This is a genomic window from Janthinobacterium leeuwenhoeki (genome assembly GCF_051380795.1).
In the GTDB taxonomy this organism is placed as follows: domain Bacteria; phylum Pseudomonadota; class Gammaproteobacteria; order Burkholderiales; family Burkholderiaceae_D; genus Janthinobacterium.
On the sequence record NZ_JBNYXT010000001.1, the window covers coordinates 153,862 to 171,901 of the forward strand.

Genomic DNA, 18,040 nt, shown 5'->3' on the forward strand with positions numbered 1-18,040 from the left:
AAATGATGCGTGTCTAGCGCGGCTTGACTGTCGCGCCTTGCGTGCCGGTCAACACGGCGTTGGCCCAGTTGCCGCACACCTGGGCCGCTTGGCCGCCGCGCGCGCCCAGAGTGCGCAAACTGAGCTGGCTCAGGCCGCGCACGTCGATTTCGGGCTTGACCACCCCGGGAGCCGTGACCAGGCCGCTGTCGTACAGCAGCCGTTCACCGCTCCACACCTGGAATTGCAAGCCGCCCGCGCTGCGGCAGCTATCGTCCACGCCCAGGTCGGCGCGCAGCAGATTCCAGTTGCCGGCCAGCTGCAAGTCGATGCGGCTGGCCGGTCCCACGCCGAGGCCCTTGCGGAACCACAGCCCGTTCATGCGCATCTCGGCCGCCTTGCCGGCCGGCCGGTCTCTCGCGATATTCTTCGGCAGCGCCAGATCCGACAGATAGCGCTGCACCTCCTCGCCTTCGGCCACGCGGTGCTCAAGCACGCGGAATTCGGACAGGGTGACGGGCGCAACATCGGTCGCCAGCGCCGCGTCAAACGCGCGCGCCACCGGCACACCTTGCGCCGCCGTGACCATCGGATCGGTGGACGCCGCACCATCGCCTTCCGGATTTTGCGTGCTCATGACGCGGAAGCGCAGCAAGCGCCCGGCCGTGGCGGGGAATTGGATCGTCTGCGTGCCTTCCTGCAGCTTGAGGGTGCCCCGCTGCAGCGGCGCGCCCCACTCGCCGTTGTTGTCGCCGATGTAGATTTCATAGTCGCGCACCTGGCCATGTTTCCAATGCTGGTCGTTGCGCGGCGCCAGTTCGATGCCGTCCACCAGGCGCCGCTCCGTAAAGCCGATCACCCATTCGTGCGGACCGCTTTTCACGGACGGGCTGCGCACGGTGCGGAACCACGTCTCCGGCTTGCCATCGAAGGCGTTTTCCAGCGGGTAGCCGCTTTCTTCCGCCGGACGCGCCACTACCTGCATGGCGTCGGCCGGCAAGCCGCGGCCCGGCACGGGGGCGGCAGGGAAATCGGCATCGAGTCTCGCCACGGCCAGCGCGCCGGCGACCTGCAAAGTCAAAGGCTGGCGGATATCCTGCGCCGCCACTTTCACGTGCAAGGTGCCCTGCCTGTCTGCTGCGTCGAAGAACCAGCCCTCTGCCGCCTTGTCGTAGGCGGCGCGTTCGGCGGATGCCGCGACCAGGCGTTCGCCGGCGCGCACGGCGGCCGGGGCCTGCCCCGCCAGCATGCGCAGCGCATAGCCGCGGCGCGCTTCCTGGCCCTGGTACTGGCCATCGACGGCGCCGATGTCGACCTGCACGTCGCCGCCCGCCTGGCGCATGCGGATGACTTGCTGGCTGAAAGCGCCGCCCTGGTACTGGCGCGTATTGCCGTCGTCTTCATACAGGGTGTATTCGGAAGCGCCATGCGGATAGATATCGAGGGTCAGCTGATCCTTGGGCTTCTGGCCGTCATACAGCATTTCCGGATACATGGGCAGGATGGCGCCGGCGCGGACAAACACGGGCAGTTTATCCAGCGTGACCTGCATATCCAGGTCGCGCCCTTTGGCGTCCGCCGTGGCCTGGCGGCCATCCCAGTAGTCGTACCACGTGCCTTGCGGCAGGTGGATGCCCTTGCGCCAGCCGCCGCTGACGGCCTGGCTGCGGTAGACGGGTGCCACCAGCACGTCGCGCCCCAGCAGGAATTGATATTTGTATGCTTCCGTGTAGGCGGCCGGGTCTTGCGGGTAATCCCACATCAGGCCCCGCACCAGCGGCGCGCCCGATTGTTCCGCTTCGCGCACCAGCGTATACATATACGGCGTCAAACGCATCTTGAGCTTCAGATAGCGGCGGTTGATGTCACGGTACGGTTGCTCGAACCACCACGGATGCTTGCGCTCGGCCGCGGCCCAGCCGGACATGCCCATCAGGACCGGCGTAAAGCTTTTCCACTGCAGGTCGCGCAGATAGGTTTCCGGGCTGCCGCCGAAAATGGCGTCCACGTCGCCGGACGCATACGCCTGCCCAGACAGGCCCGAGCCGATCAGGGTCGGGATGTGCCAGCGTATGTAGTCCCAGCTGGCGCTCTGGTCACCCGTCCACGCCACGGCGTAGCGCTGGATGCCGGCCCAGCCCATCACCGTCCACAGGAAGGGACGGCTGTCGGAGTTGTTCAGGATGCCGTCGTAGGCGGACTTGTTCGCATCCATGGCGAACTGGTAGCCCTTGCCCGTCCACGCCACGTCCAGCTTTTGCACGCGGCTACCCGCCTGGCCCACTTCCCAGGCGATCTTGTCGACGCCGTTTTCCGTCCACAGGCCCGTGCGGAAGCCATAGCCGGCCAGGCCCTTCACCGTTTCCGGCAAATTCGTGTAGCCGCAGCCATAGCCGTCGTTGGGCAATATCCAGCCACCCGGCATGTCGTGTTCGCGGTACTGGCGCGCCACCGTTTCCACCACATCCGGCGTCTTGCCAGTCGGGCCATCGCTCCATCCCTTGGGCACGGAACCGGGTTTTTTCACATTGTCGCCATCGTTGTAGCAATCGGCGTCGCCGTATTCCAGCGCCCAGCGGGGCAGCATGCGCGCGCGGCCAGTCAAGTCCGTATAACGGGCGACGACGTCGCGCACGTCCTTGCCGACAAAGAAATACGCATCGAAACGGCCTTCCGCATGCTGCAGCGAGATCTGCTCGTTATCACGCAAATCGTAATTGCCGTCGGACCAGGTATTGCGCAGCATGCCCCAGCCCCTTGAACTCATCAGGAATGGCGCGGGATTCGGCCGGTCGCCCTCTTCCCAGCCGCCCGAATACGACACGGACACCTGCTTGCCCTTGAATTCGAAGCGGCCATTCTGCTGGCCGCCACCAAAGTAACGCTCGCCCGGCAGGCTGGAAAGCACCTGCACGCCCTGCTTGTCGTCGAGCGACAGCGGCTGCACCTCACGCCACAGCGGCACAGCATCGCCCTTGCGGTACAAGGTAAAGCGCAAGGGTTTGCGGTCGATGCGCAGGCTCAGGGCTTCGGTATTGATCAGGATATGCTCGGCCTGCTCGCTGATGGTATAGGCCACTTGCGCGGCTGGCTGGCCCACGACGATGGGCGCGGCCTTGTCGCCCGGCCCCGTCAAACCGGCCTTGCCGCCCGCCTGGATACGCAACACGTCCGCCTGCGGCAGGCTGATACGCAGCTGCATGCCCGTGTCGCTGCGCAGATCCCAGCCCAGTGCCTCGCCCTTGGCCACGTCGGCCGCATGCACGGAGGAGAGCGACTGCAGATTGCCGATAGGCGCGGCATGCAGACCCGGCGCGGCCAGCGTGGCAAGGGCGGCGAGGACACAGGCGACAAGGGCGCGGCGGGGAAGCGGGAGAGGTTTCATCTGACGGCTTTCAGAAAATCGAAGTGATGGAAATACTTTAAGAAGAAAAATAAATATCGTCAATCAAAAGAAAGTTAAAGGGACAATTTATTAATAAAATGCCCAGAATTGGCGCATTTTTCTTACGTTTCACCAAAATGTCACAAAACATACTTTCGTTATCGTCGCATTTCAGCGACAAGCGGCGGCAGTACTGGGTTTCATGCGGCACCGCAACATGATTCAGTCCGGTTAACGTCAATCAGAACGACATTATTTCGCAAGTCAGCAAACAATTTACTTTCGTTTTGCTTTCGTATTTGACTTTTCGAAATTTAGTGCCTATGCTTTCCCCAACAAACACTTTACTGACCTCTCATGACTACCCTTCTTCAGCGTGACATTCAAACCTGGCGCGACATCGGCGGCCTGCACACGGCCGAGGAAATCGCCCACCAGCCGGCCATCTGGCGCGCGCTGGCCAGCATTTTGCGCAGCGAGCAGGCAGCACTGGCCGCCTTCCTCGGTGATGCGCTGTCCAACCCGCAGCAGCGCGTCATCCTGACGGGCGCCGGCAGCTCGGCCTATGTGGGCGAGATCGTTGTCGATACACTCAATGCGGCCTGGCCCGCGCAGATCCGCGCCATCGCCACCACTACCTTGCTGACGCACCATGAGCTGTACCTGGAAGCGGACGCGCCCACCCTGCTCGTCTCGTTTGCCCGCAGCGGCGACAGCCCGGAAAGCCTGGCCGCCGTGGAACTGCTGCGCCAGGTCGTGCCCGGCGCGCGCTTCCTCAACATCACCTGCAATGCAGAAGGCAAGCTGGCGCGCCAGGGCGCCAATGACAGCAACACGTATAACCTGCTGATGCCGGAAGGCAGTTGCGACCGCGGCTTCGCCATGACAAGCAGCTTTAGCAGCATGCTGCTGGCGGCCCTGTCGGTACTGGGCAAGGACACGGATCTGACCCGCCTGGAGACGCTGGCGCAACTGGGCGAACAAGCCTTGCGCGACTGGTCGGCGCCTGTGGCGGACCTGGGATCGCAGCCGGTGCAACGCGTCGTCTACCTGGGCAGCGGCCCGCTGGAAGCGCTGGCCAAGGAAGCGGCATTGAAAATCCTGGAATTGACGGGTGGCCGCGTGATGGCGATGGCGAATACGCCGCTGGGATTCCGCCACGGCCCGAAATCGGCCGTCACCACGGAGTCGCTGGTGATCCTGTTGCGCAGCAGCAAGCCGCTGGCGCGCCAGTATGAAGATGATTTACTGAAAGAGCTGCAGCGCGACAGCGTGGCGCAGGCGTGCCTGACGGTGGGTATCGGCGGCGACCTATCTGCCAACTTGGCGGCCGACGCGCCGGCCTGGCCCGACGCCTGGCTGGCGCCATTGTGGCTGCTGATGGCGCAGCAATATGCGCTGCACCAGTCCGCGCTGCTGCAACTGCGCCCCGACAATCCATTCGCCGGCGGCATCGTCAACCGTGTCGTGCAAGGCGTCACCATCTATGGCCATGACCAATTCTAATCACACAGCCGGTTACCACGGCATCGACATCGGCGGCAGCAAGATGGAGCTGGTCGCCTTTGCCGACCACGACGGCGCGCTGACGGAAGTGTTCCGCGAGCGCGTGGCCACGCCGGGCGACGATTTTGCCGCCTTCGTGCAAGCCATCGTCGACCTGGTGGCGCGCGGCGACGCCGCCCTGGGCACGACGGCGCCTGTCGGCATCGGCTTGCCAGGCGTGATCGACAGCGCCAGCGGCCGGCAACTGAGCTCCAATGTGCCGGCCCTGAACGGCCGCCTGGTGGCGCAAACCCTGCAGCAAGCCTTGCAGCGCCCTGTTGCCATCGGCAACGATTGCCAGTGTTTCGCCCTGTCGGAAGCACAAGGCGGCGCCGCCGAGAATGCCGCCAGCATGTTCGGCGCCATTCTCGGCACGGGCGCCGGCGGCGGCTATTGCGTGGGCGGCCAGCTGCTGCGCGGCTTTAACGGCGTGGCCGGCGAATGGGGCCACTGGAGCCTGCCCGCCACCCTGCTGGCGCAGCATGGCCTGGCCGAATATCCCTGCCCATGCGGCAAGGCGGGTTGTCTGGAGCGCTATGTCTCCGGCCCCGCCATGCGCAAACTCCACGCGCATTTTGGCGGCGATGGCGCAGAGCCGCTGGCCATCGTGGCGCGTGCCAACATGGGCGACGCCGTGGCCCAGCGCACGGTAGCCGTGCACCTCGATGTGCTGGGCCACGCGCTGGCAGGCCTGGTGCTGGCTTACGACCCGCACGTCATCGTGCTCGGCGGCGGCCTGTCCAAGCTGCCGCACCTGTACGACAAGCTGCCGGCCGCCGTCAAGCGCCACCTGTTCCCCGGCGTGCACGTGCCGCCCATTTTGCCGCCCCGCTTTGGCGACGCCGGCGGCGCGCGCGGCGCGGCCCTTTTGATACGACAACATACAAAGGCGTCAACATGATGAAGCAAGCGGAAAACCCGACTTTTACCTTGTCCCCGATCCAGCAAGTGATCAAGGCGCACCGCCGCGGCGAACGCGTGGGACTGTACGCCGTCTGCTGCAGCCACCCGAGCGTGCTGCGCGCCGCCATGCGCGTGGCCAGCGAGTACGACACCGTGCTGCTGGTCGAAGCGACCTCGAACCAGGTCGACCAGTTCGGCGGCTACACGGGCATGACGCCGGCCGTTTTCCGCGACAGCATGCTGGCACTGGCCCGCGAACAGGGTTTCCCGACCGAGCGCCTGGTGCTGGGCGGCGACCATCTGGGCCCGAACGCCTGGCAGCACCTCGATGCGGCCACCGCCATGGAGCACGCAGAGACACTGATCGCCGCGTATGCGGCGGCAGGCTTCCACAAGATCCACCTCGATTGCAGCATGCGCTGCGTGGATGACCCTTTGCAACTCGACGATGAAACCGTGGCAGCCCGCTCGGCGCGCCTGTGCATCGTCGCCGAAGCGGCCGCCGCCGCCGCCGGCTTCGCGCCGCCCGTCTACGTGATCGGCACGGAAGTACCGATTCCCGGCGGCGAAGCGTCCTTGGCGCAGGCCGGCGCCGTCACCAGTCCGCAGGCGGCGCGCCGCACCCTCGACGTGCACCGCCGCGCCTTCCTCGACAACGACCTGCATGGCGCCTGGCGCCGCGTGATCGCCATGGTGGTGCAGCCCGGCGTCGATTTCGACCAGAGCAGCATCCAGCATTACGACGCGGATGCCGCCACCGAGCTGTCGGCCTTTGTCGCCGAGCAGCCTGGCCTCGTGTTCGAAGCCCACTCCACCGATTACCAGCGCGAGTCCGCCCTGCACGCCATGGTACGCGACCATTTCGCCATCCTGAAAGTGGGCCCGGCCGCCACCTTCGCCCTGCGCGAGGCGCTGTTCGCCCTGTGCCAGATCGAGCAGGAACTGCTGCCGGCGCACGCCACCTCGCAGCTGATGCAGGTGCTCGACGACGTGATGGTGGCCAAGCCGAAGAACTGGATCAAGCATTACCTGGGCACGCCGGACGAGCAGCGATTGATGCGCCGCTACGGCTTGAGCGACCGTTGCCGCTATTACTGGGGCGAGCCGGAAGTGGCGGCCGCCGTCGGCAAGCTGCTGGCCAACCTGGACACCGTGGCCATTCCGCTGCCGCTATTAAGCCAGCATTTGCCGGAACAGTACGCCGCCGTGGTGCAGGGCAGCCTGCCAGCGCAGGCGCCAGCCTTGATCGAGCACAAAATCGGCAGCTTGCTGGCGCAATATGCGCGCGCCTGCAACCGCAATGCGGCAGTGGCCGTCATTGCCGAAGCGGCAATCTGTTAAGCTCGGTATTTTCATTTTTACTGAGCCCGCCACCATGCGAAATACCAGCCAACGCCGTGAATCCATCCTCCAAATGCTTGCCCAGCAGGGCTCGGTGCAAGTGACCGACTTGGTGGAAAAGCTCGGCGTGTCCGCGGTCACCATCCGCAGCGACTTGAATGCGCTGGAAGCGCAAGGCATGGCCACGCGCAGCCACGGCGGCGCGACCCTGACGCGCACGCCGCCGCTTGAACACACGATACGCCAGAAGGACGCCATCAACCACGAGCAGAAGGAGCGCATCGGCGCCTATGCGGCGCGGCTGGTGGAGCCGGGCGACAACATCATCATCGACTCGGGCACCACCACCATTTCGCTGGCGCGCCATTTGCGCGATGCGACGGGCGTGACGGTGGCCACGAATGGCCTCAACATCGCATGGGAACTGGCCGACGCGCCCGGCGTGGACCTGATCCTGACGGGCGGCCTGCTGCGCAAGCAGTCGCTGTCGATCCAGGGCAGCCAGGCCGAAACCTGTTTGCAAGCCTACAGCTTCGACAAACTGTTTTTGGGCGTGGACGGCTTCGACCTGCAATTTGGCGTCACCACCCACCACGAAGCGGAAGCAAGCCTGAACCACAAGATGGTGGAACGGGCCAAGAAAATCATCGTCCTCACGGACGCCTCCAAGTTCGGCCGCGTCAGCCTGCACCGCATCGTGCAGCTGGACCGCGTCGATACCGTCATCACCGATGCCAGCATCAGCCAGGAGTACCGCGAAGGGCTGCAAAAGCTGGGCATCGAACTTTTTATAGCGGAATAACACATGCTGAGCGGCAGAATCCTTACCCCATCTGGCTGGATCACGGGCACCATCACCTTTGACCAGCGCATCGTCCAGATACAAGAAGACCCTGCCGCCGACAGCGCGCTGACCATTCTGCCCGGCTTCATCGACCTGCACGTGCATGGCGCGGCCGGCGTCGACATCATGGAAGGCGCAAACGCCGGCGCAAACGTGGCGCAGGTGCATGCGCGCCACGGCACCACGGCCCTCTTGGGCACCACCCTGACGGCGAAAGAGCCCTCGATCCTGCGCGCCCTGCAAGGCCTGGCCGGCGTCATCGCCGAGCGACCCGCCAACGGCGCGCGCATGCTGGGCGTGCACCTGGAAGGCCCGTTTTTGAACCTGCACCGCCTGGGCGCGCAACCGCCCGACGTGGTGCAAGCGAGCCTGGCGCTGGTGCAGCGCTTTCACGCCATCGCCCCCATCAAGGTGCTGACCATGGCGCCGGAAATTCCCGGCCATTTGGAACTGATCCCGCAACTGGCGGCGATGGGCATCCGCGTGCAGATCGGCCACAGCGCCGGCACGTATGACGAAGGCGTGGCGGCGCTGAAAGCCGGCGTCTCCGGTTTTACCCACCTGTATAACGGCATGACGGGCATGACGCATTACGACCCGGGCATGGTGGGCGCGGCGCTGGCGCATGCCGAGTACGCGGAAATCATCCCCGACCTGCAGCACGTGGCCAAGGGCGCCCTGCGCGCGGCCCTGCGCGCCATCCCGCGCCTGTATGGCGTGACGGACGCCACCTCGGCCACCGGCATGCCCGATGGCGAATACGGCCTGGGCACGCAGCGCGTCTACAAATGCCTGGGCTGCGTGCGCCTGGCCACGGGCTCGCTGGCCGGCAGCGTGCTGACCATGGATCAGGCCCTGCGCAATTTCGTCGACCTGGGCCTGGACCTGGCCGACGCCTCGAACCGTTTGTCGCTGTATCCGGCCGATTACCTGGGCGAATCCGAACGGGGCCGATTGGCGCCCGGCGCCTGGGCCGATATCGTCGTCCTCGATACCAACTTGCAGCCAGTGTCCGTCTTCGTCGAAGGCGCGGCCATCGATCTTTCCACCCGCTAGATTCAGTCTCTAGACCCAGCCCCCAACCTCAACCCCGTCCCGGAGTTACCATGCACGACACGTCACACAAGGCCCCCGTGTGGGCCATGCGCTACCTGCTATTTATTGCCGGCATGGGGGGATTGCTGTACGGCATAGACATCGGCATCATCGCCGGCGCCCTGCCCTACCTGGAATCGACGGCCTCGGTGGCCTGGAAACTGACGGCGCAGCAGCTGAGCTTTATCGTCGCCGCCGTGCTCTTGGGTTCAGTCCTCTCCTCGCTGTTCGCCGGCGCCCTGGCCGATATTATCGGCCGGCGCTGGGTGATGTTCCTGGCCGGCGCCCTGTTCAGCGCCAGCATCCCGCTGATCGCCCTGGCCGACGGCTACACGCCGCTGCTGCTGGGCCGCCTGCTGCAAGGCATCAGCGGCGGCTTGATCGGCGTCGTCGTGCCCCTGTACCTGGCCGAATGCCTGCCCGCGCAGCAGCGCGGACGGGGCGCCGCCCTGTTCCAGCTGCTGCTGACCATCGGCCTGGTGGCCGCCGCCCTGATCGGCCTGCTGCAGGCGCAGACGGTGGAAACGGCCACGCAGGCAGCGCAAGCCTTGCCGGAAGCGGGCCGCAGCGCCGCCATCTTCACAGCCAAGGACCAGGCCTGGCGCAGCATCTTCTGGGTTTGCCTGACGCCAGGCCTGGTATTTACCGTGGGCGCGCTGCTGCTGGCCGAGTCGCCGCGCTGGCTGGCGCAACGGGGCCGCATGGAGCAGGCGCGCCAGTCGCTGCTGCGCACGCGCCTGCCCGCCGCCGCCGACATCGAACTGCGCGAGATGCAAGATACGCCGGAGAATACAGCCAAGGCGAGCGGCAAGGCCAGGGATCCGCTGCTGAGCCGCCGCTACGTGCTGCCCTTCCTGCTCGCGTGCCTGATCCTGGCCTGCACGCAGGCGACGGGTATCAATTCCATCCTCGCCTATGTCGTCAATATTTTGAACCAGGCGGGCCTGTCGGGCGCCTCGGCCAATATGGCGGACGTGTTATTGAAAGTGCTGAACGCCCTGATGACGGTGGTGGCCGTGCTGCTGGTCGACCGCAAGGGCCGCAAATTCCTGCTGATGCTGGGCACGGGCGGCATCGTCGTCTCGCTGCTGGCAGCCGGTTTGCTGTTCCGCGGCGCCGAAGCGCACCTGGCCGACGTGCGCCCCGCCATCGCCGCCCAGGTGCAAGCGGACGGCCTGGCCTTGCGCCTCGATGCGCCCACCTTGACGGCCCTGGGCGCGGCGGCCGACGGCACGCCGCAGCAGCTGACCATCGCCTACGCCTACGGCCCGTTCACCAACGTGAAAAGCCTGCGCAGCGACGACCCCGTGCTGCACCAGGTGACGATCGCCCGCGCAGACGCCGTGCAAGCCGACAGCGTGATCGGCGTGTTCTTCCGCAAGCTGCACCTGAACCCGTTCGCCGACCCGGCCGACGGGCGCGAAGCGCCGCTGCGCATCGAAAAAGCCAGCCTGGGTCCCGTACCCTCGTCCACGCACGGCTGGCTGGTGGCGATCGCCATCTGCGTATTTGTCTCCAGCTTTGCCGTGGGACCGGGCGTGTGCGTGTGGCTGGCCCTGTCCGAACTGATGCCGACGCGCATCCGCTCGAACGGCATGAGCATCGCCCTGCTGGTGAACCAGTTCGTCTCGACGGTGATCGCCGCCATCTTCCTGCCGACCGTGGGCTTGCACGGCTATTCGACGCTGTTCTTCTTCGGCGCCGGCTGCACCGTGCTGTACTTCCTGGCGGCCGCGTTTTTGCTGCCAGAAACGAAGGGCAAGACGTTAGAAGAGATTGAAGCGCACTTTTCAAAGTAAGCCAAAGTAACCATTTGTAGCAATCTCCTTTCCAGCTCCGGACCACCATCCGGGGCTGTTTTTTTGCCTGCTTCGCAAGTTTACGGGGCTGGCGCGCACAACAATGTACAGTTTTCCTTCTGGAATCAAGGGCGCGTGGGCTAAAATCTGGCTGCGTCGTGCTACTCACGAGGCGGCAATGACGCCATGACAAAAACCACCAGGAGACACAGTGAGCTTATTTAGAACCAAGAATTTGGATGATATGATTGCCCACAGCAAGAAGCCAGGAGGTCTGGCCAAGGTGCTGGGGCCCTTCGACCTCGTCCTCATGGGCATAGGCGCCATCGTCGGTACGGGCATTTTCGTGCTCACCGGTACGGGCGCGCTGACGGCCGGCCCAGCCCTGTCGCTGTCGTTTGTCGTGGCCGCCGTGGCCTGCTGCTTCGCCGCCCTGTGCTATGCGGAATTCGCCTCCACCGTGCCGGTGGCCGGCTCCATCTACACCTACAGCTATGCCACCCTGGGCGAGCTGGCTGCCTGGATGATAGGCTGGGACTTGCTGCTCGAATACGGCCTGGCTGCCGCCGCCGTTTCCGTCGGCTGGTCCGGCTACTTCCAGTCGCTGCTGTCGGGCTTTGGCATCGCCCTGCCTGCGGCCCTGACGGCCGCGCCGGGCGCCCTGCCGGGCGTGACAACCTTCATCAACCTGCCTGCCCTCGTCATCATGCTGCTGCTGACGGCCATGCTGGGCTGGGGCGTGCGCGAATCGGCGCGCCTGAACAACATCATGGTGGCCATCAAGGTGGGCGTGGTGCTGCTGTTTATTATCTTCGGCGCGCGCCACGTGCAGCCGGCCAACTGGCAGCCTTATATGCCATTCGGCTACCACGGCATGCTGAGCGCCGCAGCGCTGGTGTTCTTCGCCTTCATCGGCTTTGACGCCGTCACCTCGGCCGCCGAGGAAGTCAAGAAACCGTCACGTGACCTGCCGATCGGCATTATCGGTTCGCTGGCCGTGTGCGCCGTGCTGTACGTGGTGGTCTCGGCCATCATGACGGGCATCGTGCCATACCAAAAATTCCTCGGCGTCGACCATCCCGTCTCGCTGGCCCTGCAATATGCGGGCGAAAACTGGATCGCCGGCTTCGTCGACCTTGGCGCCATCCTCGGCATGACCACCGTGATCCTGGTGATGGCCTTCGGCCAGACGCGCATCATCTTCGCCATGTCGCGCGACGGCTTGCTGCCCAAGCGCCTGTCGACCGTCCATCCGCGCTTCCACACGCCGTTCTTCGCCACCTGGCTAGTCGGCATCGTGTTCGGCCTGATCGCCGCCGTGATCCCGCTCAACATCCTCGCCGAGCTGATCAACATTGGCACCCTGGCCGCCTTCACCATGGTGTCGATTGCCGTGGTGGTGCTGCGCAAGAAGCGTCCCGACCTGCCGCGCGCCTTCCGCTGCCCCGGCGTGCCATACGTGCCGGCGCTGGCCGTGATCCTGTGCGTCGGCCTGATGACCTTCCTCAGCTGGGTCACCTGGGTGGCCTTTTCCATCTGGCTGGTGATCGGCCTGGTCATCTACTTCGGCTACGCGCGCCGCCGTTCGCTGCTGCATCCGCAACAGTAATCGCGTCACTGCGCCATCGCAGTAAGATGGCGGTCTCGCAACCCTGCAGGCCGCCATCCATGCAACCATCCCCCTACCTCATCGCCCAGCTGGAGCAAAGCACGGACCAGCTCAAGCGCGCGCGCCTGCGCAACATGCAGTGGCTGGCCGCCGGCTTGCTGCTGCTGGCCGCGCTGGTCTTCGCCGTAGCCCGCTCGCAGCGGGGCGGCCACCCCGCCTGGGGCTATGTAGAGGCGTTTGCCGAAGCTGCGATGGTGGGGGCGATTGCCGACTGGTTCGCCGTCGTCGCCCTGTTCCGCCACCCGCTGGGCATCCCCCTGTGGCATACGGCCATCATCCCGAACAGCAAGGCAGACATCGGCCGCAGCCTGGGCGCCTTCGTGGAAAACCATTTCATTACCGAACAAGGCATCGCCGAGCGCATCATGCAAGCCGACCCTGCCGCGCGCATGAAAGACTGGCTCAGCGACGAGGTCCACGCGCAGCAGCTGGGCATGGCCAGCGCCGGCGTGGTGAAACAGCTGCTGGCGATGGCCGACCATAAGAAGCTGGGCCGGCTGCTGCGTGACCAGGCCAGCAGCTATCTTGGACAATTGAATCTGTCCGACGTGGCGGCCGATTGCATCGATGCGCTGATCGCCGATGGCAAGCCGCAGGAACTGCTGGACTTCATGCTCGACCGCAGCGCCGCCTACCTGGACGACGAAGCGCACCACGCCGCCATCGGCGACTTCGTGCTGGGCGCTTTCCAGATCGAGAACGCGCTGGTGAAAAAAGCCGTGAAAGCGTACGAGCCGCGCATGATCGCCTCGTTGCAAAAATTCGCCCTCGCCGTGCGCATTGATCCGCAGCACCCGCTGCGCCAGCGCATCGCCGGCTGGATCGCCGACAGCGCGCTGCACCTGAAGGCCGACCCGCAGTGGCAGGCAACGGTGCGCCACTACCAGTTACAGCTGGTCGCCAGCGACACGGTACAAACCATGCTGGGCGACGTCTGGAACCACATCGGCACGCGCCTGCTGGCCGACCTGCATGCGGACCAGCCCGTGCTGGCGCAAGCCATCGCCAGCCTGGCGCGCAACACGGGCCAGGTGCTGGAGGCCGATATGCGCGCGCGGGAATGGCTGAACGACGCCATCGTCGCCGGCAGCGGCTCGCTGGTGCGCCGCTACCGGGGCGAAGTGGGCACCTTCATCGCCGCCCGCCTGGACTTGTGGAGCAAGGATGAAATGAGCGAACGCATCGAACTGGCCATCGGGCGCGACCTGCAATTCATCCGCATCAACGGCACCATCGTGGGCGGCCTGGCCGGTTTGCTGATTTACTCAGTCAGCCAGGCGTTTTAGCGCCACTACCAGCGCGCAATATCCCCGGACAGCGCCGCATGCGATGGAAAATGCGGCAGCAATTCGAGGCCACGCGTCCCGCCGTACAGGCATTCATGGCATGTATCTGCGAGGAAGCGCAGGCCGCTGGCGCTTCTGGCCACACCTGAGGCAGGCTGCCTGCTGCACGCATCCGGGCAAACTTGATGTAGATCATAATTTTTTGAACAAGCTCTTGCTATCCTGTAAAAAAATGACAGGAGTCCTGGATGAGCAAGACGCAGTCTAGCAGCGCGGAGCCACAAGTTGAACATGAGCGCCTGGGTAGCGCGTGGCAAGGCGTGCCCCCACCCGACTATCCGGAGAGCGCGCCGGAAGGCGCCAGCCTGGACTTGCTGCTGAACGCCTGGCTGGGCAAGTTTACGGGCGGCATTTCACCGGCGGCGCTGGGCAACGCCTATGCCGACTGGCTCAGCCACCTGGTGCTGGCGCCATCGAAGCAGCAAACCCTGCTGCAGGAAGCGTGGAAAAAGATCGGCCGCTGGCAACAGTACGCCATGCAATCAGCGCTGCCGGGCGCTGGCGCGAACCAGCCATGCATCGCGCCGCTGCCGCAGGACCGGCGCTTCGCCGACCCGGCCTGGCAGCGCTGGCCGTACAACCTGGTCTACCAGGGCTTCTTGCTGCAGCAGCAATGGTGGCACCGCGCCACCACGGGCGTGCGCGGCGTCTCGCCGCACCACGAGGATGTCGTCACGTTCACCGTGCGCCAATGGCTGGACATGCTGGCGCCGTCGAACTTCCTGCTGACCAATCCCGTGGTGCAGCAAGCGGCCCTCGAGAGCGGCGGCGCCAGCCTGGCGCGCGGCATGGCCCACGCGGCCGGCGACTGGCAGCGCGCCGCCATGGGCGCTGGCGCGACCGGCGAAGCAGCGTTCAAGGTGGGCGCGAACCTGGCCGTCACGCCGGGCAAGGTGGTCTACCGCAATGACTTGATCGAATTGATACAGTACGCCCCCACGACAGCCAAGGTGCATGCCACGCCCCTGCTGTTCGTGCCCGCCTGGATCATGAAATTCTATATTCTCGACCTGTCGCCGCACAATTCGCTGGTGCGCTACCTGGTGGGCCAGGGCCACACGGTGTTCATGATTTCCTGGAAAAACCCGCTGGAAGAAGACCGCGAACTGTCGCTGGAAGACTACCGCCAGCTGGGCGTGATGGACGCGCTCGACGCCGTTGCCCGCATCACGGGCGCGCCGCAGGTGCACGCGGCCGGCTACTGCCTGGGCGGCACCCTGCTGGCGATTGCCGCCGCAAGCATGGCGCGCGATGGCGATGCGCGCCTGGCCAGCCTCACCATGCTGGCCTCGCAAGTCGATTTCAAGGAACCGGGCGAACTGTCGCTGTTCATCGACGACAGCCAGGTCAACTTCCTGGAAGCGGCCATGTGGAAGCAGGGTTACCTCGATACGAAGCAGATGGCGGGCGCTTTCCAGCTGCTGCGTTCAAACGACCTGATCTGGTCGCGCCGGCTGCGCCATTACCTGCTGGGCGAAGATGAGCAGGGCAGCGACCTGATGGCCTGGAACGGCGACGCCACGCGCATGCCCTGTCGCATGCACTCGGAATACCTGCGCCGTTTGTTCCTGCACAACGACCTGGCCGAAGGCCGCTACCACACGGCGGGCCGCCACATCGCCCTGTCCGACATCGACGCGCCCCTCTTTGCCGTCGGCACCCTGACGGATCACGTGGCGCCGTGGCGCTCCGTGTATAAACTGCAGCTGCTGAGCGACACGGACGTCACCTTCCTGCTCACCTCGGGCGGCCACAATGCGGGCGTAGTCTCGCCGCCGGGCCAGCCGCGCCGCAGCTACCAGCTGGCCACACAGCGCCACGACGCGCCCTATATCGACGCGGACAGCTGGCAGCGCGACGTGCCGCACCATGACGGCTCATGGTGGCCCGCCTGGCAAGCCTGGCTGGAAGAGCGCGCGGGCACGCAAGTGGCGCCGCCCGCCATGGGGCCCGACCTGGGCGACGCGCCGGGCAGCTACGTGCTGCAGACCTGAACACCGATAACCGAGGAAAACGCCATGCCCTACACTACCCTGCTGGTCCACGTCGACAATTCCCGCCACTGCGCCCAGCGCATCCGCCTGGCCGTGCGCCTGGCCATCGCCGAAGGGGCGCACCTGATCGGTTCGGCCATGAGCGGCATCTCGCGCTACGCATATGGCGGCGGCGTCAACGCGCTGCAGTTTGCGCCGGCGCAGATGCAGGCGCTGCGCACCCAGGCCAGCGAGGCGCTGCACGACTTCGAGCGCATCGCCCGCGAAGAAGGCCTGGGCACCTACGAAACGCGCTTCGTCGACGACGACGCGCAAGGCGCACTGCTGCTACAGGCGCGCTATTGCGACTTGCTGATCCTGGGGCAGACGGACGCGCAGGATACGCCGTCGCGCGTCATCGCCGGCACGGCCGAATACCTGATGCTGCATTGCGGCCGGCCCGTACTGATGGTGCCGCACGCGCCTTGCGACACGCCAGCGGGCACCGCGCAACATCCGCTGCTGGCCTGGAATGGCAGCGCCGAAGCGCTGCGCGCCATCACCGATGCGCTGCCGCTGCTGCAAGGGGCACGGCAGGTGACGCTGGCCGTCGTCAATTCGCACGCCCAGCCGGCCGCGCATGGCGAGCAGCCAGGCGCCGACCTGGCCCTGTACCTGGCGCGCCATGGCGTCAACATCGAGGTGCTGCAGCACGACACCCCGCACGGCCAGGACGTGGGCACGGCCCTGCTGGCCATGGCGGCCCAGCGGCACTGCGACCTGATCGTGATGGGCTGCTACGGCCACATGCGCCTGCGCGAAGCGCTGCTGGGCGGCGTCACGCGCACGGTACTGCAGGAGATGACGCTGCCGGTGCTGGTGTCGCACTAGCGCGCAGACGGGGCCTTCAGCCTTCCTTCAGCGGCCTCATCTGCGCTTCATGCGCGGCTGCTCATGCCCTCACCCACACAGGAGTACAGCATGAGCAACACACCCGACCCCAGCTCGCCTTGGCACAGGCCAGAGGCGGCTCTGAGGAGCCGGTGGCGACGCCGATCCAGGAAGCGGCGCGGTGGCAAAGAATCGCCTGCTCGTTACAACCACCCTTCGCGCTTCAGGCGCCGGTGCAACCAGTAGCAGCCGGCGATGATGACAACGATCACGGCCGGATAGCTGCCGCGCCACTTCAGTTCCGGCATGAATTCGAAATTCATGCCGTACAGGCTGAAGACCATGGTGGGCACGGCCAGGATGGCGGCCCAGGCGGCCAGGCGCTTGACCACCTCGTTCTGGCGGATCGAAATTTGCCCCAGCGCCACCTGCATGGCCGAATTGACCAGTTCGCGCATCTGCCCCGCCGTGTGCGTGACGCGTTTGACGTGGTCGAGAATGTCGCGGTAATAGATGCGGTTTTCCTTGGGCACGATGTCGCCATGGAAACGGATCAGCTGGGTGCAAATGTCATGCAGGGGATTGACGGCCGCGTCCAGCTTCAGTAGCTCCGTCTTGAGCTGGTAGAAATCCTGCAGCTTGTCTTCGCTCAAACTGGGCTTGAACAGTTGCAGCTCATAGTGCTGGAAGCGGGACTGCAAATGGTCGATGCAGGGCTGGTACTGGTCGACGATGAAATCGATGATGGAATACAGCACGTAGCCGGGGCCGCTGGCCAGTTTCTCGGGCACGCTTTCCTTGCGCTCACGCAACTTCGCATAGCCGGCCGAGGCGCCGTGGCGCACCGTGATGATGAAGCGGGGGCCAAGGAAGACGTGGGTTTCGCCATAGACGATGGCGTCGCCGTCGAGGGTAGCCGTGTGCATCACCATGAACAGGGTGTCGCCGTATTCTTCCAGCTTGGGCCGCTCATGCGCGCCCTGTGCATCCTCGACGGCCAGTTCATGCAAGCCGAAAGCCGATTGCAGCGCCTGCATGGCCGTGACGTCGGGGCTGGCCAGGCCGATCCAGACGAAACAATCAGGATCGCCGAGGAAGTCGCCCACCTTGTCAATATCAAAGTGCGCGATCTTCTTGCCGTCGCGATAGGCTTCGCCATTGACGACGGCGGCGTGGGTACTCAGGTCCATGGTGATTTTCTGATATGGGCGGCAATGCCGGGCGGCCAGTATAGCGGAGACCATGATAACCATGCCAACCGAGTGAGCGC

12 protein-coding genes are annotated in these 18,040 nt (G+C 65.2%); 10 read left to right on the plus strand and 2 right to left on the minus strand.

Annotated features, from left to right (window positions below; genetic code table 11):
- Positions 1-13: 13 nt before the first annotated feature.
- Positions 14-3,364: a TIM-barrel domain-containing protein gene (locus ACQ4WS_RS00630; RefSeq protein WP_436472730.1), complete on the minus strand. Its 3,351-nt coding sequence runs from the start codon at positions 3,362-3,364 to the stop codon at positions 14-16.
- Positions 3,365-3,721: 357 nt separating this feature from the next.
- Between ACQ4WS_RS00630 and ACQ4WS_RS00635 the strand changes: the two genes are divergently transcribed.
- The 10 genes from ACQ4WS_RS00635 (at position 3,722) to ACQ4WS_RS00680 (ending at position 16,770) form a co-directional block, all read left to right on the plus strand.
- A complete protein-coding gene (locus tag ACQ4WS_RS00635; protein WP_436472732.1) occupies positions 3,722-4,870 on the plus strand; it encodes an AgaS family sugar isomerase in 1,149 nt (382 codons plus the stop codon).
- Entirely contained in the window at positions 4,857-5,810 is a 954-nt protein-coding gene (locus ACQ4WS_RS00640; RefSeq protein WP_436472733.1) for an ROK family protein, read from the plus strand. Before ACQ4WS_RS00635 ends, ACQ4WS_RS00640 begins: the two co-directional genes overlap by 14 nt.
- A complete protein-coding gene (locus tag ACQ4WS_RS00645) occupies positions 5,810-7,153 on the plus strand; it encodes a D-tagatose-bisphosphate aldolase, class II, non-catalytic subunit (RefSeq protein WP_436473160.1) in 1,344 nt (447 codons plus the stop codon). The genes ACQ4WS_RS00640 and ACQ4WS_RS00645 overlap by 1 nt, the downstream gene beginning before the upstream one ends.
- 34 nt (positions 7,154-7,187) lie before the next feature.
- Positions 7,188-7,955, plus strand: a complete 768-nt coding sequence (locus ACQ4WS_RS00650) for a DeoR family transcriptional regulator (protein WP_034751280.1) — start codon at positions 7,188-7,190, stop codon at positions 7,953-7,955.
- 3 nt (positions 7,956-7,958) lie between these two features.
- Complete coding sequence (locus tag ACQ4WS_RS00655) at positions 7,959-9,053, plus strand: N-acetylglucosamine-6-phosphate deacetylase (protein WP_436472735.1); 1,095 nt, start codon at positions 7,959-7,961, stop codon at positions 9,051-9,053.
- Between the two features lie 50 nt (positions 9,054-9,103).
- On the plus strand, positions 9,104-10,891 hold the full coding sequence (locus ACQ4WS_RS00660; protein WP_436472737.1) for an MFS transporter: 1,788 nt from the start codon (positions 9,104-9,106) through the stop codon (positions 10,889-10,891).
- Between the two features lie 211 nt (positions 10,892-11,102).
- Positions 11,103-12,500 carry a branched-chain amino acid transporter BcaP gene (bcaP, locus tag ACQ4WS_RS00665; RefSeq protein ID WP_436472739.1) on the plus strand — a complete coding sequence of 466 codons (1,398 nt, stop codon included), beginning with the start codon at positions 11,103-11,105 and terminating at the stop codon, positions 12,498-12,500.
- Between the two features lie 59 nt (positions 12,501-12,559).
- On the plus strand, positions 12,560-13,846 hold the full coding sequence (locus ACQ4WS_RS00670) for a DUF445 domain-containing protein (RefSeq protein WP_436472740.1): 1,287 nt from the start codon (positions 12,560-12,562) through the stop codon (positions 13,844-13,846).
- A 248-nt stretch (positions 13,847-14,094) separates the two neighbouring features.
- Positions 14,095-15,900 (plus strand): PHA/PHB synthase family protein, encoded by a 1,806-nt coding sequence (locus ACQ4WS_RS00675; RefSeq protein ID WP_436472741.1) that lies wholly within the window; start codon positions 14,095-14,097, stop codon positions 15,898-15,900.
- A gap of 24 nt (positions 15,901-15,924) precedes the next feature.
- Positions 15,925-16,770 carry a universal stress protein gene (locus ACQ4WS_RS00680; RefSeq protein ID WP_436472743.1) on the plus strand — a complete coding sequence of 282 codons (846 nt, stop codon included), beginning with the start codon at positions 15,925-15,927 and terminating at the stop codon, positions 16,768-16,770.
- Positions 16,771-16,973: 203 nt separating this feature from the next.
- Here the strand turns inward: ACQ4WS_RS00680 and ACQ4WS_RS00685 are convergent, their stop codons facing one another.
- A complete protein-coding gene (locus tag ACQ4WS_RS00685; protein ID WP_436472745.1) occupies positions 16,974-17,960 on the minus strand; it encodes a magnesium and cobalt transport protein CorA in 987 nt (328 codons plus the stop codon).
- Between the last annotated feature and the right edge of the window lie 80 nt (positions 17,961-18,040).